Source organism: Terriglobales bacterium (assembly GCA_035764005.1).
Taxonomy (GTDB): Bacteria; Acidobacteriota; Terriglobia; order Terriglobales; family Acidobacteriaceae; genus Gp1-AA112.
Genome location: DASTZZ010000025.1, coordinates 26,451 through 48,303 on the forward strand (window position 1 = coordinate 26,451; position 21,853 = coordinate 48,303).

Here is a 21,853-nt window from a genome sequence, read left to right on the forward strand (position 1 = left end):
CAAATGAACCGCTTCTTAGTGACCTCTTGTGTTGCGCTTCGTGACCTTCGTGTTCGCCGTTCTCCGGTCTATGCACATAAGAAAAACTGATTTTCGCAATCAAAAGATTCAATTCAGAGAACATCTAAATCCGGCACACTCACAGCTAAGCTGTTGTTCATCTTTTTCGGCGCATTTCACAAAACAATGAACAAAGATCTCCTTCGCAGACGGCTGTGGCTGTGTGGCGGCAGTGTCTTTGTGGTACTGGCTACCCGCATCGCTGGTGTGGCACAAAGCGCGTCTCCCGATCGCATCGCGCAACTGGAACAGCAGGTAAAAGCCGCACAGTCATCGGCGGACAATGCGTGGATGCTGGTGAGCGCGGCGTTGGTCCTCATGATGACCGGCCCGGGCCTGGCTCTTTTCTATGGCGGCTTGGTGCGCAAGAAGAACGTGCTGGCGACCATGCTGCAGAGCTTCGCCATGATGGCGCTGATCACTGTGATCTGGGCGATCATCGGCTACAGCCTGTGTTTTGGGGCAGGGAACAGCTTCATCGGTGGACTGCACAACATGTTTCTGCACGGAGTCGGCATCGCTCCCGATCCTGACTACGCCGCGACCATTCCTGCGCAAACCTTCATGATTTACCAATTGATGTTTGCCATCATCACGCCGGCTCTGATCACGGGTGCCTTTGCCGAACGCATGAAGTTCAGCGCCATGCTGCTCTTCATGACCTTGTGGTCGCTGGTTGTCTACGCCCCCATGGCTCACATGGTGTGGGGCAAAGGTGGGTGGCTGAACGCCGCGCTTGGAGGACGTTTTCCCAGTTTGGATTTCGCCGGCGGAACGGTTGTTCACGTGACCTCCGGAGTCTCGGCATTGGTTTGCGCCGCTTATCTTGGACGCAGGCTTGGTTATCCCAAAGAGCCGATGCCGCCACACAGCGTGGTGCTGAGTTTTGTCGGTGCATGTCTGCTGTGGGTAGGATGGTTCGGTTTCAATGCGGGGAGCGCGCTGGCGTCGAGCGGACTGGCTACGAGCGCGTTCGTGAACACGCACTTTGCCGCGGCGGCTGCTGCTTTAGGTTGGGCTGTTGCTGAATGGGTGCGCAACGGCAAGCCAAGCGCCCTCGGTGCTATTTCGGGAAGCGTCGCCGGACTGGTGGCGATTACTCCCGCTGCCGGATTTGTTACTCCGATGTCGTCGTTGGTGATTGGGGCAATTGCGGGAGTGTTCTGCTACTTCATGGTGGCGAAAGTCAAAGCCTGGTTCAGATATGATGACTCGCTCGACGCCTTTGGCGTTCACGGCGCTGGTGGAACTATCGGAGCGCTGCTCACGGGGATCTTTGCCACGAGCAGCATCAATCCGATTTATCACGACGCGCAAGGCAATGTGCTGCCCTCTGGAGTCGTAGATGGTCACTGGGGTCAGCTTGGAAATCAGTGCATCGCCGTGCTGATCGCGTGGGGAATCGCGATTGTGGGCACGCTGATTATTCTGAAGATCGTCGATGTGCTGATTGGGCTGCGAGTTCCCGCAGATCACGAAGTCCAAGGACTCGATCTCAGCCAGCACGGCGAAGAAGGTTATTATTGGGAACTCTCGGCGTCGTGAGAGCCCATTTTAACCGTGGAGACGGGGCACGGAGGAAACCCAAAAACACAATTGAACACGGAGGACACGAAGGGCACGGAGATTTTTTCCTCCTATAACGAAAGAGGCGCAAATTTTTCAGAGCAAAAGAAAGATCGTCGTTCGACCAGGCAAGCTGCAGCACGTAGACTTGAACCTTCGTTCCTCCGTGTCCTCCGTGTTCAATTTGCCTTTAGCGCTTTCTTGTCGTCCGTGGCTCCGTGGCGAAAAAGAGGCAGCAATTTCATAACGAGGCATTCATGGGAATGACGAAGATAGAGGCGATCATCCAGCCATCGAAGCTGGAGCCGGCGAAAGAAGCGCTGCTCGAGATCGGCGTCGAAGGGATGACCATCATCGAGGTGCGCGGCCATGGCCGGCAGAAGGGGCACACGGAAATCTATCGTGGACGCGAGTATACTGTGGACCTTTTGCCGAAGATCAAACTGGAACTCGTGCTGTCGGACGAACTGGTCGACCGGGCAGTACAGACCATTATTTCTGTCACGCGGACCGGACGCATCGGAGACGGAAAGATTTTCCTCTCGCGTATCGATGAAGCCATTCGCATTCGCAACGAGGAGCGCGGCCTGAACGCTCTGTAGGCGCAGTGCATGTCTGTGGTCCTCTCCAGCGGCGAAGTACGTGAGCGGTATGAATCCGGTCTCGGCGCGCTGCGCAGAGAGTTCGATTATTCCGGCAACGGCGTCGCCGTTATCTCCGGACGCACCGCTCTCGTCGATGACGTCGTCCTCACCTGCTATAACCAGCTTGTCGAAAAAGAGATCGTTCCTCCGAATTGCGTCTCCATTGTTGCTCTCGGAGGATACGGCCGAGGATCGCTGTTGCCGCATTCCGATGTCGATTTGCTCTTCCTCTTTCGGGACGCGAAGCATGAAGTGGCGTACAAGGATCCGCTCAGCCAGATTTATCTCGATCTGTGGGATTTGAAGATTCGCGCCAGCGCTACGGCGCGTACAGTAGTCGAGTGCGGCAAGCTCGATCCGGAGAATCCCGAGTTTACCGTCTCGCTGCTCGATTCGCGTTTTCTCATCGGCGACCGCGAGCTCTTCGACGAAGTTCGCAATAAGGTCTTGCCTGGCCTGATGCGGAAGTCGGGCACCGCGCTGATGAGTCTGGTTTGCGAGTCGGCGCGGACGCGTCACGCGAAATACGCAAATACCATCTACCACCTGGAGCCGCAGGTAAAAGAAGGACCTGGAGGTCTGCGCGACTACAACCTCGCAAACTGGCTGGCTCTGGCGAAGTCGTTTCGATTTTCCGGATTGTGGCCCGCGCCTGAATCGCTATTTCAATTTCCTCTGCGCGCCGAGCTGAATTCCGCTTTTGATTTTCTAATCTCGGTGCGCTGCTTCCTGCATTACCGCAACGGACGCGACGACAACCAGTTGAGCTGGGAAACGCAGGACGCGGCGGCGGAGAAGGGAATCGGCGCTCCTTCGGTGTCGGTCCAACCGGCGCAATGGATGCGCGACTATTTTCGCAACGCGCGTACGATTTACGGCGCCTGCTTGCAATTGATCGATGATGCCATCCGCACGCCCGTCTCCTTCCGTGATCGATTGCGAGGTATGCCGCGGAGGGCGCCGGGAGCGAAAACAGAGCCTCCCTTAGCTGCGATTCTGCAGCTTCAAGATGTGCCTTCCGCGAAGACAGCACTGGCAATTTTCCAACGCATGGCTACCGAGCCTTTGCAGCTCAGCGTTGATGCGCAGCGGCTTCTGCGCGCGTCGGCGTCGCAGTTCGCGAGCGCGTCACAGGAATCTGCATGGCTGGAGCTCAATCCCATTCTCGTCGGACGCCTCGCCGGAAGCGCGCTGCGCGCCATGCGCGACTCCGGCTATCTCGATGTGCTCATCCCCGAGCTTAAGCTCATCGACGCCCTCGTAATCCGCGACTACTTCCATCGCTACACCGTCGATGAGCATTCGATCCTTACGATCGACACGCTCCATGGGCTCGGGGAGTCTGAATCGGAATGGGCGCAACGCTTCGGCGAAATTCTGCAGGAGTTGGATAAACCTGAAGTCTTGTATTTGGCTCTGATACTGCACGATGTAGGAAAGGGGATCGAAGGTGAGAACCACGTCGAGGGGAGCCTCAGAATTGCGAAGGAAGTTCTGTTACGATTCAAACTCGAACCGCAGGATCAGCAGACGGTACTGTTCCTGATCCGAAATCATCTGGAGATGTCCGCCTCAATGCGGCGCGACATCTTTGACTCGAAAGTGATCGGCGCGCTCGCGGCTAAAGTCGAAACGCCGGAGCAGCTAAAGATGCTCACGCTGCTCACGTATGCCGACATCTCTTCGGTGAACCCAGAGGCAATGACAGAATGGAAGGCCGAGACGCTGTGGCATCTTTATGCCTCCACGGCAAATTTCCTCAATCGACACGTGGACGATGCCATCGTTCAGGGCACACTCGATTCTGAGAGCAGCGGCAAGTTTTATTCATTTCCTTCAGAACTGGCAAAGCAATTGGAGCCATTCCTCGAAGGGCTGCCGCAGCGATACCTGAAAATCTACAGCTCGGAGCACATTGCTCAGCACTTCAAGTTGTTCTCGAAGTTGCAGCACAACGGTGTTGAATTAAGCCTGCTTCCACACCGCGATCTCTACGATTTGACGATTCTTAGCGGCGACAAGCCCGGCTTGTTCGCCACGATTGCGGGTGCGCTCTCCGCGTCGGGAATGGAGATCGTGAAGGCCAATGCTTTTTCGAACAGCAGCGGCATCGCCGTTGATTCGTTTTATTTCAAAGATCGCTTTCGCGCCCTTGACCTGAACGCCTCCGAGCACGAGCAGCTAAAGGAGAAGATTGCGCGGATCATCCGAGGCGAGCGTTCGCTCGAGGAACTGATCCGGTCCAGAACAGGATTTCTCCGTCCGGCCACGCCGAAGGTGCAGATCGAAACCAAAGTGCTTCTGGAAAACGACTCGTCAACGCACAGCACAGTGCTGGAGGTTGTGGCCCAGGATCGGCCCGGGCTTCTGTATCAAATCGCCCAATCCCTGGCGCAGCTTGGCTGCAACATCGAGATCGCCCTCATCGACACCGAAGGGGAGATGGCGCTCGATGTCTTCTATCTCACTGCGCATGGGAGAAAACTGTCGAACGAAATGCAAAATCGTTTGCACGACCTGCTGCAAGAGAAGCTCAGCGGTGGATAAATCAACTGAGTAGAAGATGTCAGGGCTGTCGGAAAAAGTTCTTGAGGATTCCGAAGGGCGGTCATGAAGAGGACGTCCGCACTGCTTGGGATACTTGGTTCGCCCATGGCTCCGCCCCCGGGTATCGGCCAAAAAGCAATCTCCAAACGGCTACAATCAGCCCTCATGTCTTCTGGTGGCACGGTGCTGGAAGCTCTCGTAGGGGGAGAAGGTTGCAGGCGGCCGTCGGCAGCGTTTTATGCACGCGTCGGCAAGGATGTGCTGCGTCGGTTCGTTCCGGGCAAGAGCCTGCGGTGTGCGATCGAAGAGTCTGCTGCTTTCCTGATTCAATTGCTCGGCGGAGATGAAAAGCAAAGTCGTTTTAATGAAGGAACTCTCTTTTGCATTTCGCAGCCGCTGCCGGATGCGTCGAGGTAGTAGCGGCGCCGCTAAAGCTCGGTACTGATCCAAATATCTGGGTGGCGGCGAACACATGACAATCTACTGTGTCGCAAACAGTGCGCTTCGGAAACCGGTCCCGAGATCGTGCGCGGGCCGATGATCAGCGGCCGCCTCGATGATTCTGCTAAGTTGCCTCGCCGTTATGCGGCGGGGCACGAGGGTACACTTCCTCTATGATCCGCCAGATCGTACCTCTGTTCTTCACCACCAACATTCCACGCACGATTGCTTACTACAACGACAAGCTTGGCTTCGAATGTCTGGGGACGTGGATGGATCCTCCGGTTTACGCCATCGTGGCACGCGACCAGCATGCGATTCACTTCCGCTGCGCCCCGGCGCCCACAGCCAATCCGGACAAATACGCGGACGAACTGCTCGACGCCTACCTGCATGTCGAAGATGCAGACGCGCTTTATGCCGAGTATTCAGCCAAATGCGTTGAGTTCACTCGAGGACTCTCCAACATGCCTTGGCACTCCCGAGAGTTTGTAGTGAAGGACTGTGATGGCCGTCTGCTGGCTTTCGGCGCCAGGTTGTGAGATCGGACCCCCATCGTCTTAGTCGCAACAAATTCCCAGTTCAGGAAGCAATGAATTGGATCTGCATCAAGCCAGATCGGCGTCAACTTCTGGGAATATCCATGTGATCTGATGCAACGTATCTGACTTCCCGGAAGGAAACTCGATGACCCGGGAATTTCTCGGAGTGTCGCCGCCTTTCGTTTCGAAGCTAAAGCCTTCAGGAATGTAGAACTCAATTAGCTTGCCCATACTTTCTCCTTACCGCCGTTCGCGTTTGGGCAAAGCCAAAGATGCTTAAGTCCCATGTCGGGTACAGCGCTACAAAAACAAACACTGTTTCGATGCGAAAGACTTTGCCCGGATTCGGCAAATAACCATTCAAAACTCTGATCATCCACATAAGCAGTTGCCGTGTCATGAATTCGAATCACAACTCCCTGGCAACGTTCGGTTCCGGCCACTGCTGTTCATAGGCGAACATCGCCTGGGAAGTGTCTCTGCTCGTACATCGTTGATATTGGGCTAAGTACACGATGGACACCTGTTTGCTCTAGGTATTGAGTAGAATGGGATCGCCCACCGCTGGGCTTGAAACTAGAGCATGAATGCGAACAACCCACGTGATCTATTTCCTGGCGCACTGGAGATGATGATCCTGCGCACGTTGCGGCTGCAGCCGATGCACGGATACGCGCTCTGCCAGTACATCAAACGCGCTTCCGATGATCTGCTGCAGATTGAAGAAGGATCGCTCTATCCGGCGCTGCAGCGATTGCTCAAGAATGAACTGGTCACTGCGGAGTGGGGTGTTTCATCGACAAATAGACGCGTTCGCATTTACAGGCTCACTGCGAAGGGACGGAAGCATCTTGCGCATGAGGTTTCGGCGTTTGAGCGCATGCTCGAAGGCGTGACTCGCGTGTTGGCTCCGGCAAAGTCATGAACTGGATCACGCAGCTACGCAGACGAAACGATCTTTGCGACGATCTCTCGGCCGAGATTCGCGGACACCTCGAGGAGAGAACGCAGGAACTCATCGAGGCGGGAATGTCGCCTGCGGAGGCTGCCGCGAGCGCACAGCGCGAATTCGGCAACGCCACTCTCATCGAGGAACGCGGACGCGAGACCTGGCATTGGATGTGGATCGAAGATTTTCTTGCCGACGTGCGCTATGGCTTCCGCGCACTGCGCAAAAATCCGGGATTCACGATTGTGGCGGTGCTTACGCTGGCGTTGGGCATCGGCGCGAACAGCGCGATCTTCAGCCTGGTGAATGCGGTTCTTCTCCGCTCCTTGCCCTTTCCCGAACCGGAACGACTCGTCAGTTTCAGCGCACACAATTGGTATCCGCAAGGTGGCTTTGTCGCCATGCGATCGAGTCTGCGAACCGTAGATGTGGCTGCATACCTGGAAGGTGAAGGACTCAACCTCACAGGGCAGGGCGATCCACAAAGACTCTACGGAACCGAGGTGTCGGCCGAGTTCTTTTCTCTTCTCGGAGTACATCCGAAATTGGGAAGAGTCTTTCAGAGTGGCGAGGACCATCCCGGACGCGATTCGAAAGTCATCCTCAGTTCCGCGCTTTGGCAAGAGAAATTCCGCGGTGATCCCGGCATCATTGGCCGCCAAATCACTCTGGCGGGCGTAAGCCGCGAAGTGGTTGGCGTGATGCCCGCCGAGTTCCAATTTGGGTCTCCGAAGACTCAGCTCTGGATCCCGTTCGCCTTCGACCCTCGCAGCGATACGTACTGGCAGCGAGACTGGGTTCCTATCATCGGCAGGTTGCGAGACGGAGCGACGCCTGCGGGGGCACAGGCGGAGCTTCAGGTATTTCAGAGCCGGCTGTTCGCGCTGTTTCCGGGAAAGCTGCCTTCGAGCACATGGCAGCCAGCGCGCGTGATCTCACTCCAGCAGCAGATTGTGGGTGACGTTCAACCGAAGCTGCTGATCCTGCTCGGAGCGATCACGTTGGTTCTGCTGATCGCATGCGCGAATGTAGCCAACTTGTTGCTGGCGCGCGCTGCATCGAGAAAGCGGGAGATCGCGGTTAGGGCAACGCTCGGCGCGGGACGATGGCGCATTTGCCGGCAGTTGTTAGCGGAGAGCGTCCTGCTGGGAATTGCCGGCGCGGCAATCGGACTGGCGCTCGCGTGGGTGGGCGTCGCGTGGCTCAAATCGGAACTGCCGGCGGAGAGTATTCCGCGATTGCCGACGATATCTATTGATCCGCTAGTACTGTTGTTTACGACCGCAGTCGGAATCTGCACGGGTTTTATTTTCGGACTCGCGCCGGCGCTGCAGCTATCCAAAGTTGATCTGACCGAGTCGCTCAAAACGGGATCGAAGAATACTGTGGGCGGCAGCCAGCGTTTACGCAGTGGTCTGGTCGTTTCCGAAATTGCACTGGCAGTCGTGTTGGTAACTGCGGCCGGGCTGCTGGTGAAAAGCTTGTGGCAGCTTGTCCACGTCGATCCCGGATTTCGCAGCGAGTCAATTCTGAGCGCCCGACTCACACCGAATCAGGCTTTTTGCGCTGACTTCAGCCGCTGCCAGTCGTTCTATAGCGCATTGCTTGATCGAGTGCGAGCGCTGCCCGGAGTGCACGGAGCCGCGCTGGTGAATGCGCTTCCGCTGAATGGTCGTGTGGCGTTCATTGCGGCTCGGTTCGAAGGCTATCCGCAGGATACCGGCAATCAACCCGAACCTCTGATCTTCGACAGCGTGATTACGCCTGAGTATCTCTCGGTGATGCAGATTCCCCTGCTTGAAGGCAGAGGGTTCACGCCGTCGGATTCTGCGCCGAAGGCCGAGCCGGTGGCGCTGATTACCGCCTCAACCGCGCGCAAGTATTGGCCGGGAGAAGATCCCGTGGGAAAACATGTAAGGGCTGCGTGGGAGCCTCAAGATCCGCGCGACAACCATTGGCGCAGAATCGTAGGCGTGGTGCCGGATGTGCGCGAGGACAGCATGGCTCAGACTCTGCCTGACTGGATCGCAGGAGCAATCTATGAACCGTACAGCGCGCATGCCGTGCTGATTGACCGGCGTCCTGCGACGGAGATGACCGTAGTGATGCGGAGCTCGAACGATGCTGCGAGCATCTCCGGCGCGCTGCGCGAGGCGGTGAGAGAGCTTAATCCTGAAGTTCCGGTAACCGAGGTTCAAACCTTGCGCGCTGTGGTGGATAAATCCGTTTCTGCACCGCGTTCGATCATGTTGCTGTTCGCAATTTTTGCCGGATTGGCGATCGTGCTTGGCGCAGTTGGAGTATATGGAGTGATTTCGTACTCGGTCGCGCAACGAACTTCGGAGATCGGCGTACGTATGGCCTTAGGAGCGAGTCGCGGCAAAATTCAATCCCTGATCTTGGGGCATGGGGCCCGAATCGCTTTGATGGGAGTTGGCCTTGGTTTGATGGGCGCGTTTTTGGCGACGAGGCTGATGGCGAGTTTGCTATACGGCGTCACCGCTACTGATGGAATGACCTTTATTGCGGTGGCTGTTCTGCTCTCGCTCGTGGCGCTGGCTGCGGCCTACTTCCCGGCACGCCGGGCAATGAGACTTGATCCGCTGGTTGCGCTTCGATATGAATGATCCGGATCAGCTTTGGAGCTATACGTCCGGCGGTGGCCCCAGCATAGCGATATTTCCCGAGTCCCTATGTTTCTGCGGAGCATCAAACGCGGTGGGGTAAGTCCCTTTTTGGAGCCTGTCTGGTGAGCGAACGGATGTGGCCGACTCTGAATTACGCTGATATTACGCTGTTATTTATTTTCTCGCGATGGCTGAAGGTGTAGTGAAACGAGCTAATCGATTGATGTGTGTGCATTTGTGCAAGATGATCCGTTCTTCGAATGGGCGGATTGCGATTTTACGCTGTTAATTACGCTGTTCCCAAACGCACCAGGAAGAGGTTTGGATTGCCTCCCAAGTCGGGCGCTGTTACGGCCAACGCCGTTCAGCTCGCCGCCGCGTAGTATCCCTTCCGTGCCTGCACCTTGTAGCCGTCTTTCGTCTTGATCTCTACCTTCCGGTAAGTGCCGTCGTGTTTGTCGTTGGTCGGTGTGTAGCCGATGCTGTATTGGCTGCGCAGCTCTTCCGAGATCTGATCAAAGGCCTTCTGCAATTTGTCCTGATTGTTCCCGACGTGGATTACTCGCCCGCCGGTTTCCTCGGAGAGCTTCCTCATCAGACCGGAGCCGGTGCCCATGGCAACGCCACTGTCGCTGATCAGCAGCACGTAGACGATCACGTCCGACTTCTGCGCCGCTTCAAGGGCGTCCTGCAGCTTTAACTGGCTGCCTTGGTCTTCCCCGTCGGTTAGCAGAACCAAAGCCTTGCGGCCTACTTCGCTGCGCAGCTTGTCGTGTGCGGCGAGATAGACCGCGTCATAAAGAAGAGTGCCTTTGGGTGGAATGTCTACTGGGCCTTGGCCAATTCCGGGGATTCCGCCTACTGCGCCGCCGGCATTGATTTTGGCGGCGTCCATGCCCTTGCGAATATCGCGACCGTTGTTGGTGTAGTCCTGCAGGAGATCTACATTTACGTCGAAGCTGATGAGGAAGGCTTCGTCTTGCTTCCGCAGCATTCGTTGCAGGAACTGCGCCCCAACTTCTTTCTCAATCGGCAGCACGCGCTCCTGGCTGGCTGAGGTGTCGAGCAGGATGCCGATGGTCAGCGGAAGATTAGATTCCGCTTTGAAGTATTTAATTGTTTGCGGTTTGCCGTCTTCGCTTACCTGAAATTCATCTTTTGCCAGATTCGGCAATAGCTGTCCCTTTTTATCCTTCACGTTGAAGAGAAGATTCACGACATCGACGTTAACCTTCAGCGTCTGCATAGGGTTATCGTCGCTTGGCTGGGTACGATTGCGAATCACCGGCGAGCTGCCCTCGTCGCTGTTGGTCTGGGGGCCAGTGTCGGGATTCTTGGGCGGAGGCAGATCTTGAGTTTGTGGGAACGCAGGCACCCACAACATCATCAAAGCAGAGAAGAGCAGCACAAAGCGTATCCAGCGGCTGGACGCACTGGGAACAGCGTGACAAAACTTCATAGTTGAGGCCCGGCTTTTTGCTAAGCTTTACACAATTCTATAGCTTCGTACGTTCAGACACACCAATGGGACGCATAGTCGCGGTATCTGCTTCTGCGCGGAGGACGAATTGATGCGAGTGGGACGGTTTACCGCACTGATAACGACCATCGTGCTTCTCTGCACGTGGCTTCCGGCGCAATCACAGAAACAGAATTTGCCCGACGCCCCACAGCCCCAGCAGACGCTGCCTCCGGTACCGGCAACGGAGTCGAGCTCGCACGACACGCCTCCACCCGCGCCTACGGCCCAGCCGACGGAAAACAAAACAGCGGAACCTGCTTCCACTCCGGCGCCAGCGACGCCGGAAACCAGTAAGGCTCCGGTTTCAACTCCACAAGAAGTCCGGAACCCCGAGACACCTGATACGCAGCGGCTCTATACCCTTGGCGTCAACGTTAACTTTATTGAGATTCCGGTCACGGTAAAGGACGATTCAGGTCGAATGGTTGAAGGCCTGCTGCCCAGGGATTTCACTGTCTACGAAGACGGAGTGCGCCAGAAGCTGAGCTTTTTCACGAGCGATCCGCTGGCGATCTCAGCGGCGGTCCTCATCGATGTGAGCATGCCCGCGACTGAGTTGCGCAAAGTGCAAGCCGGACTGCAAGCGCTTCAGGCAGCATTTAGTCCGTATGATGAAGTTGCGGTGTACACCTACGGAAACTCCGTGACTCGGGAGTCTGGATTTAATGCCGCCGGAGGTCGCTTGGGGGATGCCTTGAACCGCGTGGCCCAGGATAAGCATGGCACCTACAGCGGAGTGCCGGTCAGCGGCGGCCCGTTTGGGGCGGGTCCGACTGTGAATGGACATCCGATGGACCCCAGCGTTCCCCAGACGCCGATCATCCCACGCGAGCGCCACGTCCTCAATGATGCTGTGCTGGAAGCAGCGTTAGATTTGTCCAAAGTCCCGCCCGGCCGGAGGCGGATCATCATGGTCATTGGGGAAGGCCGTGAGGTCGGCAGCGACGCCTCTTACGCAGACGTTCTGAAAGTGTTGCTTACGAACAAAGTCAGCGTGTACGGCATTGGCGTTGGCACCGCCGGAGTTCCACTTGTGCGCAAGCTGGAACAGATCAATCTTCCCGGAACGGGAAATTCGAACATCCTGCCGAAATATGCCAGCGCTACTGGAGGCGAGGTTTTCAGCGAAATTACTCGCCAGGCAATCGAGCAGGCTTATGCGTCGGTGACCGTCGTCGCGCGCAATCAGTACACGCTCGGCTATTACACGCAGGCTACGCTCGCGGACAACTACCGCGACATTGAGGTCCGAATTGATCGTCCTGGACTGCGCGTAACGGCGAAAGCGGGCTATTATCCACTGCCTCCCGGGCGGAAGTGACCCCAAGTAGTTACCAGCGGAACCCTCGCTGCGCGCCTCATCTGAATGTTACGTTTGCCGATATGTTATAAGAACTTAGGTCAGGCAATTCTTCTTCCAAAGTTTCATTGCTGCCAGCGTGCGGCTCACCTGTGAGGACGGCTAATTGAGCTTTATCAATTTCGCAGCTCGCGAAATCAACTGCAAAATCGTCTATTACGGGGCCGGTCTAGGCGGCAAGACTACCAACCTTCAGCATATTTTCAATAAGACCAATGAAAAGCAGAAGGGCAAGATGATCTCGCTGGCCACCGAGACCGATCGAACCCTCTTCTTCGATTTTCTGCCGCTGGACCTCGGCACAGTTCGCGGCTTCAAGACGCGATTCCATCTCTACACCGTACCCGGACAGGTGTTCTATGACGCCAGCCGCAAGCTCATTCTTCGCGGCGTTGATGGTGTGGTCTTCGTAGCGGATTCACAGCCCGAGCGCATGGACGCCAACATCGAAGCGCTCGACAATCTGCAGGACAACCTCAAAGAGCACGGCTACGACTTCACCAAAATTCCCTACGTTCTCCAGCTCAACAAACGCGATCTGCCCAACGTTCTTCCGGTAGATCAACTGAAAAAAGAGCTGCTAAAGAAGAACGAACCAGTCTTTGAAGCCGTCGCCTTCCAAGGCAACGGCGTTTTTGAAACCCTCCGCGAAGTCGCAAGACAGGTACTTGTCGAACTGAAGAAGGGTTGATTAGAGCAATTTCACGTTGCTGTATCCGAGTTGCGTTAGGTCAGTACCGTTCGCGGTAGGGAATGGGTGCTTTCTTCGAGATCAGATGAACCCATCCGCTACCGCGGACGGTACTGACTGATTTCAGGAATCACCGACTCAGTCACAGCAATTGTGAAATTGCTCTAGCCGCGGGCGAAGCCCGATTCGGGAATCCAAAGAAATCCATCAACTCTCATCGAATTGAAGCTGCCGATCAGCGATCTCGCTAATAAGCAAAATAAAAGCCCCGCATTTCCGCGGGGCTTGATTTTGCCTTGAGCTTAGCAGCTCAGAAGCTGCTTCTAGTACATTCCGCCCATGCCGCCGTGGCCGCCGGGCATTGGAGCTTCCTTCTTCTCTTCCGGAAGCTCACTGACCAGGGCTTCGGTGGTCAGCATTAGGCCGGCGATGGAGCCGGCGTTCTGCAGGGCAGTGCGGGTGACTTTCGTCGGATCGATTACGCCCGCCTTAACCAGGTCTTCGAATGCTCCGGTCTGGGCGTTGTATCCGAAGTTGTTGTCCTTGGAGTCACGGATCTTGCCGATCACGACCGCGCCTTCTTCGCCGGCGTTGCCGACGATCTGACGCAGAGGCTCTTCAAGAGCGCGCTTCACGATCGACGCGCCGATGGCTTCGTCGCCGGTAAGCGTCTTCTGCAGAGCTTCCACAGCCGCGATGCAGCGCACAAGGGCTACGCCGCCGCCAGGGACGATGCCCTCTTCGACAGCCGCGCGGGTTGCGTGCATTGCGTCTTCGACGCGAGCTTTCTTTTCCTTCATCTCGGTCTCGGTCGCAGCACCGACCTTGATCACCGCAACGCCGCCCACGAGCTTCGCCAGGCGCTCCTGGAGCTTCTCGCGATCGTAGTCGCTGGTGGTCTTTTCGATCTGGGCGCGAATCTCTTTCACGCGGCCCTCGATCTCCTTGGTCTGTCCCTTGCCTTCGATGATGGTGGTGTTGTCCTTGTCGATGGTGACGCGCTTTGCGCGGCCAAGGTCGTTCACCTGGACGTTCTCGAGCTTAATGCCGAGATCTTCGGTGATGGCCTTGCCACCGGTGAGGATGGCGATGTCCTGCAGCATGGCCTTGCGGCGATCGCCGAATCCAGGAGCCTTCACGGCGGCGACGTTCAGCGTGCCGCGCAGCTTGTTGACCACGAGAGTGGCCAGCGCTTCGCCTTCCACGTCTTCAGCGACGATCACAAGCGGTGTGCCGCTCTTCGCGATCTGCTCGAGCAGCGGGAGCAGGTCCTTCATCGAGCTGATCTTCTTCTCGTAGATCAGGATGTAGGGATTCTCCAGGACGGCTTCCATGCGCTCTGGATCGGTGACGAAGTACGGAGAGAGATAGCCGCGGTCGAACTGCATACCTTCGACGACCTCGAGCTGCGTCTCCATCGTCTTCGACTCTTCCACCGTGATCACGCCATCCTTGCCGACTTTCTTCATGGCCTCGGCGATGATTTTGCCGATGGTCTCGTCGTTGTTGGCCGAGATGGTGCCGACCTGCGCGATCATCTCTCCCGAAACGGGCTTGGAGAATCCGCTGAGAGCGCCGCCCTTGCGGTTGCCTTCCTCATCGACGGTACCGACAACGGCCTGGACAGCCTTCTCGATGCCGCGCTTCAGAGCCATCGGATTCGCTCCGGCTGCGACGGTCTTCACGCCTTCGCGGAAGATCGACTGTGCCAGCACGGTCGCGGTGGTGGTGCCGTCACCGGCAACGTCGGAGGTCTTCGAAGCGACCTCGCGCACCATCTGCGCGCCCATGTTTTCGAGCGCATCCTTCAGCTCGATTTCCTTTGCTACGGTCACGCCATCCTTGGTGATGGTCGGCGAACCGAACTTCTTCTCAATAACGACGTTGCGGCCCTTCGGACCGAGCGTCACCTTCACTGCGTCAGCCAGTACGTTGACGCCGCGGAGAATCGCCTGACGCGACTCCTCGCCGTGTACGATCTGCTTTGCCATTTTTCTATCTCCTTAACCGCTTACTGCGGCCGATCATGTCTGAGCCGGCGTAGTGCCGGCGAAACGTCTCGTGGAGCTTCTAAGCTGCTAAGCTTCTCAGCTCCTAAGCTTTCAAAAACCGAAGGTCCATCGCTGCCTTTGGCTGTTGGCTTAGAAGCTCAGCAGCTAAGCAGCTTAGGAGCTTCTGTTAACTTGCTTTCCTTACCGACTTCGCGGCGCCGGAGAGGATTCCGAGCACTTCTTCTTCGCGGATGATCAGCAGCTCTTCGCCGTCGATCTTGATCTCGTTACCTGCGTACTTGCCGAAGAGAATGCGATCGCCTTCTTTCACGTCTACAGGCTGTCTCTCGCCCTTGTCGTTCTTCTTGCCAGCACCAACGGCAATCACTTCACCCTCCTGCGGCTTCTCCTTCGCAGTGTCGGGAATGATGATGCCGCCACGAACGGTTTCGCCCTCTTCAACGCGGCGAACCAGAATGCGGTCATGCAATGGAGTTAGCTTTGCCATGTCCTAATCGACTCCTTGTGAGTTGTCTAAAATTTGAAGTTGTGTTTCCAAGCTGTTGAAAATACGAGCAAACTTTGATCGCTATCCGTGAGCGACAACCGGGGAAGCAGGCCGTCAGGACAGCGGGCGCGAGTGGCTGTTAGCACTTACGCCTTACGAGTGCTAATTGTAGATAGGCTGTTCTGAGTTGTCAAGAAGCTAGTTGTGAAACTTGAGTGAAAGACACTCAATGCGAGAACCTCGGCAGAAATCCGACTCCAGATACGACTTTTGGTGGTCTCGACGTTACCACCGTACATTGACCGCTCAGAGAGCGGCCGATAGTCTGCACTCATGGCTCTCGCAGCGCAGGAAAAGACAAGCTCGCCGAATCCGCTGAATCTGGTCACCGCAAATGACTGGGTACTAATCAAGGCTGGTGCTCGCCAGATGAAGTTCAACGCGGGGGACGTGCTCATTCATCAGGATTCTCCAGGCGGAACGCTCTTCCTGTTGCGCAGCGGAAGCGCCCGCATCGAAGCCAATGGAGTTCTACTGACTAAGATTGGGCCGGGGCAGATTTGCGGCGAGATCGCGTTCCTTGAAAACTGCCTATGCAGTGCCACGGTGATCGCAGAAACCGAAGTCGAAGTGGACGCGATCGACTGCGCCGAGCTGCATCGCATCTTCCGCATGTTCCCGCACGTAGGAGCCAGGTTCTATCAGTCGCTCGCTGTGCTACTGTCACGCCGCCTGCGCGAAACATCGCACAGCTTCCTCGAAGCCCAGAAGCGCCGATTTTAACGGAACCGCGGGCGGTAGCCGGGGGGGGCAGCCGCTTCTGTTGCGGCTGCGCTCGTTTCCGAATGCCGAGGATGTCACAAGTCCGGAGCTGGCCATTCGCCATCTCCGGCCCACCCCTACCGGCGCCGGTTCTGTTGTTGCATGGCTTCCACCATTTCCCGAATTGCATCCACCACCAACTCGGGTTCGTCGAGCTGGATCCAATGCCCGCTTTTTTCTGCCATCACTATTTTGGTCCTGGTTGAAATTCGTCGAGCGTATGCGTCCTGATCAGTCGGATGCTCATTCTGCGCACCGACGAGCATTGTGACTGGCAAGCCCAAAACGGGAAAGTCGGAAGATTCAACGATGCTCTGCGCCAGGCACTCGAAATGCCGCGCCATGCCTTCGAAGCTCTTGGACTGCTTCCAGTGGCAGGCGACCAGAGGCCAAGTCTCTTCCGGCATTTTGCGCACCTGCCCGCCAATGCGATCGGTGACCTCAGCGGCCCGCCCGCTCCATGCTTTCGCTGCAGCCCTCGGCAGCAGACGGTTGCCGGCGAGAAGCAGGTTCAGGCAAACGCGAACCACGCCCAGCCGCGCTGCCAGCGCTCCCCGGCGTGCCAGCCGAATACCGTGCGCAATCATTCGTTGCTGCTGTTCGGTGATGGGAGTCCATTCGGCTGGATCAAGAGGATCGACCAGCACCAGCCCGGCAGTCTCATTGCCGAACTCTGACGCGAATGCACGCACAATCAGCCCACCGAACGAGTGTCCGACCAGGATGTAAGGCGCAGGAATATGAGCAGCCTGAAGTAAAGCATGAAGCTGGCGCGCCAAAGCTGTTGGTGCGCATGGCTGATTGCACAAATCGCTCCAGCCCAGGCCAGAGCGATCGTAGCTGCAGACACGCGCGAATCGAGCGGCCTCGTTTTGCACTCTGCGCCAGTTGAGCGACGAAGCCGAAATTCCCGATTCGAGAATGACAGATGGCCCGGAGCCGATTTCGTAAAGATGAAGCCGATGCCCGCCGACGTCGATCAGCCGGCCCGGAGCAGGGAAGCGGCGCTGGTCAGATCGCAAGCCGAGCGTCTGATAGACGATGCCGCAGACCACCAGCAGCACTGCAATTCCGATGGCGATAGCAAAATAGAGCACGCGGAGGATCAGTCCGAGACGGCGAGTTCGCCGGGGAGGATCGGACGCGTGCGTGGCAGATAGCCTCTCACTGCCAGCGCACCCATAAACGCGAGCACGCCGACAAATCCGCAGAGACGAAGCATGTCGAACGCTCGGCCTCGCGGCAGCCACCACCACAGCAATCCCAAAATGGGCTGCGCGACGACACACGCCCACACGGTGCCGTAGAAGTATCGGCGCTCGTGTCCTTCTCCGACAGTGGAGCGCTTTACGCGTGGAAGCAGACCGAGAGCTCCGAGAATCCAAAAGGTTGCGGCCAGAGGAAAGTAGAAATGCGAGTAGATCTGCTGCAATCGCCAGTGTCCCGTGATGATCGCGCCGATGAGTCCGCTGATATTCAGCACGGCGTAGGTGACCAACTCGCTCCACGCAAGCGTGTAGCAGATGCGTCGATAAAGAGGATTAGGACGGTCCTCGGTAAAGCGGATGATGTACGGCTTGGGTTCCACTCCGGGAAGCTGACCGCACAGTGCTGCAATACCAGTTCCGATCATCACAACGCCGAGCGATGCAGCCATATACGGATGCAGTCCGTGCGCGAAGAGATCGAAAGTAAACGGGCCGGGAGCGAGATAGAAAACGGCGATCCAGATAGGCCAATGCGCGAAGCGGTAATGCAGTTTGTTGCGCTCGCGAATCTTGCGCTCACTGGCGTACTCGAAGCGGACGGCGACGGAGGAGTTCGACATCAGCAAAGGGCTCCGCCGGTCAATATCCCACAGAGCTTGCGGCCACATCAACCGCAGTGCCGATTCCATACTTGAGCGCGAGGAAACGTTGCAGAGAAGCCGGCAACGTTTCGGCCAGTTCCTGCCAGGTGAGCAGCTTGCAGCGTGTGCGCAGTTGCGATGTTGAGATTGCGCCGAGCACTTCAAACCAATCCTGAATCAGATCAGTGCGACGCGCGTCGGTGATGAGGCAAAAGCTTGCGCTGTGCGTGTTTGCGGCGAGCACGTTGCGCAGCAACTGGTAGCAGCGGTATTGCTTCCGCGAGCGAGGGAGCTGATTCAGGTGGAAGACGTCGCGAAAATCCAAGTACTCGTGCATGCGTTTGAAATCGCAGTTCTCGAATGATGATTCCGTCAGCTTGGACTCGACGAGAAGGGAACCGAGCTTCATGTCCACTTCTGTTCTGTCGAACTTTTCGTTCGCGAGAGGAACACGAGCGCGCCATCCGAAGATTGGGACTGCAGGTCCGTCGAGCCCAAGCAAGCTGAGCACCCGATAAGAGCTGCGCACGCGCGGATGGCAGAAGACATTCATCAGCAGCGCGTCCGAGCTGCAGCATGAATCGAGTTCGCAAAGGCGCCGATCGTCTTCGAGGTTCCGCAGCTTGTCGGGAACGGTTAAAACTTTGCCCAAACGCTTGCGCCAAATCGATCGCCGAAGAATCGCACGATAGCTTGCAGGATGGAAATTGCCGTGAGTCTGGCGTTCGAGATCAGGATCAAAGACAACGCTCCCGAAATCGAAGTGGCTACGGCGGAAGTAAATCCGATTTGCCTGCGCATACTCCACGGCTCGTTGAGTAATTTCCTGCCGGAGTTGTGAGGCTTGAAGCGACATTGCTTGAATTATTCATCATATTCTGACTACTTCCTTATAGGCCTGTCATTCTGAGCGCGTCCTTTTGCGCGAAGGATCTCCGGCGATGTTTCGCACTTAGCTGTCGTCGGCATGGCTCTTCCACCATAAAGTCGACAGCGATTGCCGAGGAGCCTCGCGGAATCCGTCTTCGCTATAAGCATCGCAGGAGATCCTTCGTCCGCTGAGGCGGACTCAGCATGACAGAGCAGAAAGAGCGAGCGGAAATTCTAATGACCTGACGACGCAGTCGGCGTCGTCATCGCGGGACAACGCGCAGCGCAAATGTACCATTGCTGTCACTCGCACAGTGAGCGCGCGAAATTTATCTTCGACAAATCAGTTCCTACTTCGTCGGGATCGGGGCGCGCACTTCGGGATGTCAAAATTCAGGGCCGCAGATGTTACCTTCCTGCAATTACAGAACACCGTATTTTGCGTGAGCTGTGAACTTATCAGCTACAACAACACAACCAAATGCCTGGCGTGCAGCAGCACGGCGCTGCTGAGCCTGTCGCGAGTGCTCGGCGGAGCGATTCGCGAACAGGATCGTGCTCGATTGATTGATGACGCTGTCATCAATCGGGTGGTCGAGAACATCCTGGAGAAGAACAAACCATCAGAGTTTGTCTCCGAAAGTTCAACCTTACTATGTGCAGAGCCGGCGATGACCGGCCTGACGTGCCGCACTCTGCCGCAAGCACTGCCGCAGCTTCAGCCCGCCATGCGCTGGGTATTGGAGCGTGCCTGCACAGCTACTCGCGCCGACGGCGCCGCGCTCGCGCTTGCGCGTCGAGGAAAGCTCGTTTGTCATGCCCATGCCGGAGCATCGGTTCCCGATCTCGGAGTTGAGATCGACCTGAACCGCGGCATCTCCGGCCTTTGCGCTCGTACTGCAATGAGCTGGCGCTGCGATTCATCGGAGCACGATCCCTATGTGGATCGCACACGCTGCCGCGAGTTAGGAACGCAGTCGGTGTTGGCCGCGCCGGTTTCTCATCTCAACAGCGTGCTCGGCGTGCTCGAAATATTCTCCGGTCAGAAGAACGCATTTTCCGATCAGGATGTCGCCACGGTCCAATTGCTAACCGGTCTTCTGGTCGTTGCGATTACTCGTGGAAGTCGTGCCCCTGACATAGCGGAAATTGTTGCCTAACACGGATCAGTTGGCTGGCCACAAAGCGACCGTGGCAAATAGTGGCGGAAGCTTGGCATGCACAATCCGCAAATGAGCGCGTTCCTGGCGTGCTGTGTCCCGATAGCGTGATCGGCCCTGAGCATTGCACAGCCCTCGCAACGATGGTGGATGGAAGCGCGGTACAAAATTACCGTAAACTGGGCGACACTCATATTCCGAGAAGCGGCATGCGCGAGAACGGTTTTCTTAGCCGATCGAATGATCCGAAGATTCATTGGATTTACGCCACGCTGTTGATTGTCTCGGCATTCTTGATCGGCATTGCTGGTTTTGGATTCGCTGGCATGGGTCCTTGCGGAGCGGCAAAGCCATCGGTGCTCGCATTTAGCTCCGCCTGCTCTGCTGCCGCAATTTATTCCTCAATTCTGGTATTGACTTCCAACCAACGCGAGCTGCGACTACGAACAATTCCGTTCTACCTTGCTGTCCTAATCGCGATTGCGTTTGCTGGGCTGCAGGCGTTGATGTTCCTTGGCTGAAATGTTCATAGTGAGTGCCGGCTAGCTATTGACTCAAGCTCACAGTTCACATAATCGACGCCTGCGGCAGGACGAAAAGAGAACAGGTGCATACTTAAGCAATGCGCCTCTGGATTTCGCACACCAGCGATATTCCCATTCGTGAACAGCTTGGAACGCAGATTGTGCTTGGCATCGTTAGCGACGATCTGAAACCGGGCAGTCGTCTTCCCAGCACGCGTGAGCTTGCGCGTCGATTCCGTGTTCACGCAAACACGGTCAGCGCTGCGTATCGAGACCTCGAACAAGCCGGGTGGTTGGAACTGCGTCGCGGCAGCGGTGTCTACATTCGGAGCAAAGCGAATGGAGCCCTGTCAGCAGAGCTGTCTCTCGATCACTTGATCGCAGAACTGTTTCGTTCCGCCAGAGAATTGCAGGTTCCGCTGAGTGCAGTTCAGGCGCGGCTGCGCCATTGGCTCGAGTTGCAACCGCCCGACCATTTTCTGCTGATTGAGCCCGATGCCGAACTGCGAGAAATCGTCGCCGCCGAGATGCGAGCGTCAGTAACGTTTCCCGTCAAAGTCGCTGATCTAAGCGCCTGCGACGACGCGGATGCCCTTCACGCCTGTATTCCAGTCGCCCTTCCAAGCAAGGTTGAGACCGTGCGGAAAAGATTGCCCGCCGGAACCGATCTCCTTCCGCTGCGCGTGCGTTCTGTTACAGACTCTCTGGGTTCATGGCTTCCGGCGCGACAAGACGTACTCATCGCCGTTGTCTCGAGTTGGCCCGATTTTCTGAAGCGAGCCCAGACGATGCTGATCGCCGCCGGATTCGACGCCGATGCTCTCATCGTCCGCGACGCGCGACTCAACGGCTGGCAGAAAGCTCTTCCGCAGGTTACAGCCATCGTGTGCGATACACTGACCGCGACCAAGCTGCCAAAGAGCTGCAACGCTCTCCCGTTTCCCGTTTTGGCGTCGTCTTGTTTGTTGGAACTCCAACAATACGAAGAGTTCATTCGCAAGCCTCTGTCGTAGTGCGGCATCGTCAACGATCTCGCCTGAGTGCCGCGTTGTTTGCGGCACGCCTGGGAATAGCCTGGCGTCGCAACGCCGGGTACGCCTACAACGGCCACTGAGTCCCGCGTTCTTTTGCGGGACGACTGTGTTTCTCTTCCGCCGCGCAAAAGCCAATCGTCCCGCAA

General features: G+C 56.7%; 20 protein-coding genes. 13 read left to right on the forward strand and 7 right to left on the reverse strand.

Annotated elements, in window-relative coordinates; translation table 11 throughout:
* Positions 1 to 186 precede the first annotated feature (186 nt).
* From VFU50_04145 to VFU50_04165, 5 genes are all read left to right on the forward strand, one after another.
* Entirely contained in the window at positions 187 to 1,605 is a 1,419-nt protein-coding gene (locus VFU50_04145; GenBank protein HEU5232028.1) for an ammonium transporter, read from the forward strand.
* A 284-nt stretch (positions 1,606 to 1,889) separates the two neighbouring features.
* Positions 1,890 to 2,228, forward strand: coding sequence for a P-II family nitrogen regulator (locus VFU50_04150; GenBank protein HEU5232029.1), 339 nt, complete (start codon positions 1,890 to 1,892; stop codon positions 2,226 to 2,228).
* Between the two features lie 9 nt (positions 2,229 to 2,237).
* Complete coding sequence (locus VFU50_04155; protein ID HEU5232030.1) at positions 2,238 to 4,817, forward strand: HD domain-containing protein; 2,580 nt, start codon at positions 2,238 to 2,240, stop codon at positions 4,815 to 4,817.
* 105 nt (positions 4,818 to 4,922) lie between these two features.
* A complete protein-coding gene (locus tag VFU50_04160) occupies positions 4,923 to 5,234 on the forward strand; it encodes a hypothetical protein (GenBank protein HEU5232031.1) in 312 nt (103 codons plus the stop codon).
* Positions 5,235 to 5,431: 197 nt separating this feature from the next.
* Positions 5,432 to 5,800 carry a VOC family protein gene (locus VFU50_04165; GenBank protein ID HEU5232032.1) on the forward strand — a complete coding sequence of 123 codons (369 nt, stop codon included), beginning with the start codon at positions 5,432 to 5,434 and terminating at the stop codon, positions 5,798 to 5,800.
* 66 nt (positions 5,801 to 5,866) lie between these two features.
* Here VFU50_04165 and VFU50_04170 read toward each other — a convergent pair whose 3' ends face one another.
* Complete coding sequence (locus VFU50_04170; protein ID HEU5232033.1) at positions 5,867 to 6,031, reverse strand: hypothetical protein; 165 nt, start codon at positions 6,029 to 6,031, stop codon at positions 5,867 to 5,869.
* 352 nt (positions 6,032 to 6,383) lie between these two features.
* Here VFU50_04170 and VFU50_04175 point away from each other — a divergent pair, with 352 nt between their 5' ends.
* A complete protein-coding gene (locus VFU50_04175) occupies positions 6,384 to 6,725 on the forward strand; it encodes a PadR family transcriptional regulator (protein ID HEU5232034.1) in 342 nt (113 codons plus the stop codon).
* A complete protein-coding gene (locus VFU50_04180; GenBank protein ID HEU5232035.1) occupies positions 6,722 to 9,376 on the forward strand; it encodes an ABC transporter permease in 2,655 nt (884 codons plus the stop codon). Before VFU50_04175 ends, VFU50_04180 begins: the two co-directional genes overlap by 4 nt.
* Positions 9,377 to 9,740: 364 nt before the next feature.
* On the opposite strand, the gene VFU50_04185 is transcribed toward VFU50_04180, so the two are convergent.
* A complete protein-coding gene (locus VFU50_04185) occupies positions 9,741 to 10,835 on the reverse strand; it encodes a VWA domain-containing protein (GenBank protein ID HEU5232036.1) in 1,095 nt (364 codons plus the stop codon).
* A gap of 112 nt (positions 10,836 to 10,947) precedes the next feature.
* On the opposite strand from VFU50_04185, the gene VFU50_04190 reads away from it, so the two are divergent.
* On the forward strand, positions 10,948 to 12,219 hold the full coding sequence (locus VFU50_04190; GenBank protein HEU5232037.1) for a VWA domain-containing protein: 1,272 nt from the start codon (positions 10,948 to 10,950) through the stop codon (positions 12,217 to 12,219).
* Between the two features lie 145 nt (positions 12,220 to 12,364).
* Positions 12,365 to 12,949, forward strand: a complete 585-nt coding sequence (locus VFU50_04195) for a GTPase domain-containing protein (protein HEU5232038.1) — start codon at positions 12,365 to 12,367, stop codon at positions 12,947 to 12,949.
* Between the two features lie 323 nt (positions 12,950 to 13,272).
* Here VFU50_04195 and groL read toward each other — a convergent pair whose 3' ends face one another.
* Positions 13,273 to 14,940 (reverse strand): chaperonin GroEL, encoded by a 1,668-nt coding sequence (gene groL / locus VFU50_04200; protein ID HEU5232039.1) that lies wholly within the window; start codon positions 14,938 to 14,940, stop codon positions 13,273 to 13,275.
* Positions 14,941 to 15,127: 187 nt separating this feature from the next.
* Positions 15,128 to 15,448 (reverse strand): co-chaperone GroES, encoded by a 321-nt coding sequence (locus tag VFU50_04205; protein HEU5232040.1) that lies wholly within the window; start codon positions 15,446 to 15,448, stop codon positions 15,128 to 15,130.
* A gap of 333 nt (positions 15,449 to 15,781) precedes the next feature.
* On the opposite strand from VFU50_04205, the gene VFU50_04210 reads away from it, so the two are divergent.
* Positions 15,782 to 16,231: a cyclic nucleotide-binding domain-containing protein gene (locus VFU50_04210; GenBank protein ID HEU5232041.1), complete on the forward strand. Its 450-nt coding sequence runs from the start codon at positions 15,782 to 15,784 to the stop codon at positions 16,229 to 16,231.
* A gap of 116 nt (positions 16,232 to 16,347) precedes the next feature.
* Here VFU50_04210 and VFU50_04215 read toward each other — a convergent pair whose 3' ends face one another.
* Genes VFU50_04215 through VFU50_04225 form a run of 3 tightly spaced genes read right to left on the reverse strand, consistent with a single transcriptional unit; the run spans position 16,348 to position 18,975 of the window.
* On the reverse strand, positions 16,348 to 17,367 hold the full coding sequence (locus VFU50_04215) for an alpha/beta hydrolase (protein HEU5232042.1): 1,020 nt from the start codon (positions 17,365 to 17,367) through the stop codon (positions 16,348 to 16,350).
* A gap of 8 nt (positions 17,368 to 17,375) precedes the next feature.
* Complete coding sequence (locus VFU50_04220; protein ID HEU5232043.1) at positions 17,376 to 18,098, reverse strand: hypothetical protein; 723 nt, start codon at positions 18,096 to 18,098, stop codon at positions 17,376 to 17,378.
* A gap of 19 nt (positions 18,099 to 18,117) precedes the next feature.
* Positions 18,118 to 18,975: a hypothetical protein gene (locus VFU50_04225; GenBank protein ID HEU5232044.1), complete on the reverse strand. Its 858-nt coding sequence runs from the start codon at positions 18,973 to 18,975 to the stop codon at positions 18,118 to 18,120.
* A gap of 457 nt (positions 18,976 to 19,432) precedes the next feature.
* Here VFU50_04225 and VFU50_04230 point away from each other — a divergent pair, with 457 nt between their 5' ends.
* From VFU50_04230 to VFU50_04240, 3 genes are all read left to right on the forward strand, one after another.
* Positions 19,433 to 20,149 carry a GAF domain-containing protein gene (locus VFU50_04230; protein HEU5232045.1) on the forward strand — a complete coding sequence of 239 codons (717 nt, stop codon included), beginning with the start codon at positions 19,433 to 19,435 and terminating at the stop codon, positions 20,147 to 20,149.
* An 89-nt stretch (positions 20,150 to 20,238) separates the two neighbouring features.
* Positions 20,239 to 20,670 carry a hypothetical protein gene (locus tag VFU50_04235; GenBank protein HEU5232046.1) on the forward strand — a complete coding sequence of 144 codons (432 nt, stop codon included), beginning with the start codon at positions 20,239 to 20,241 and terminating at the stop codon, positions 20,668 to 20,670.
* Between the two features lie 101 nt (positions 20,671 to 20,771).
* Complete coding sequence (locus tag VFU50_04240) at positions 20,772 to 21,686, forward strand: GntR family transcriptional regulator (protein HEU5232047.1); 915 nt, start codon at positions 20,772 to 20,774, stop codon at positions 21,684 to 21,686.
* Positions 21,687 to 21,853: the final 167 nt, after the last annotated feature.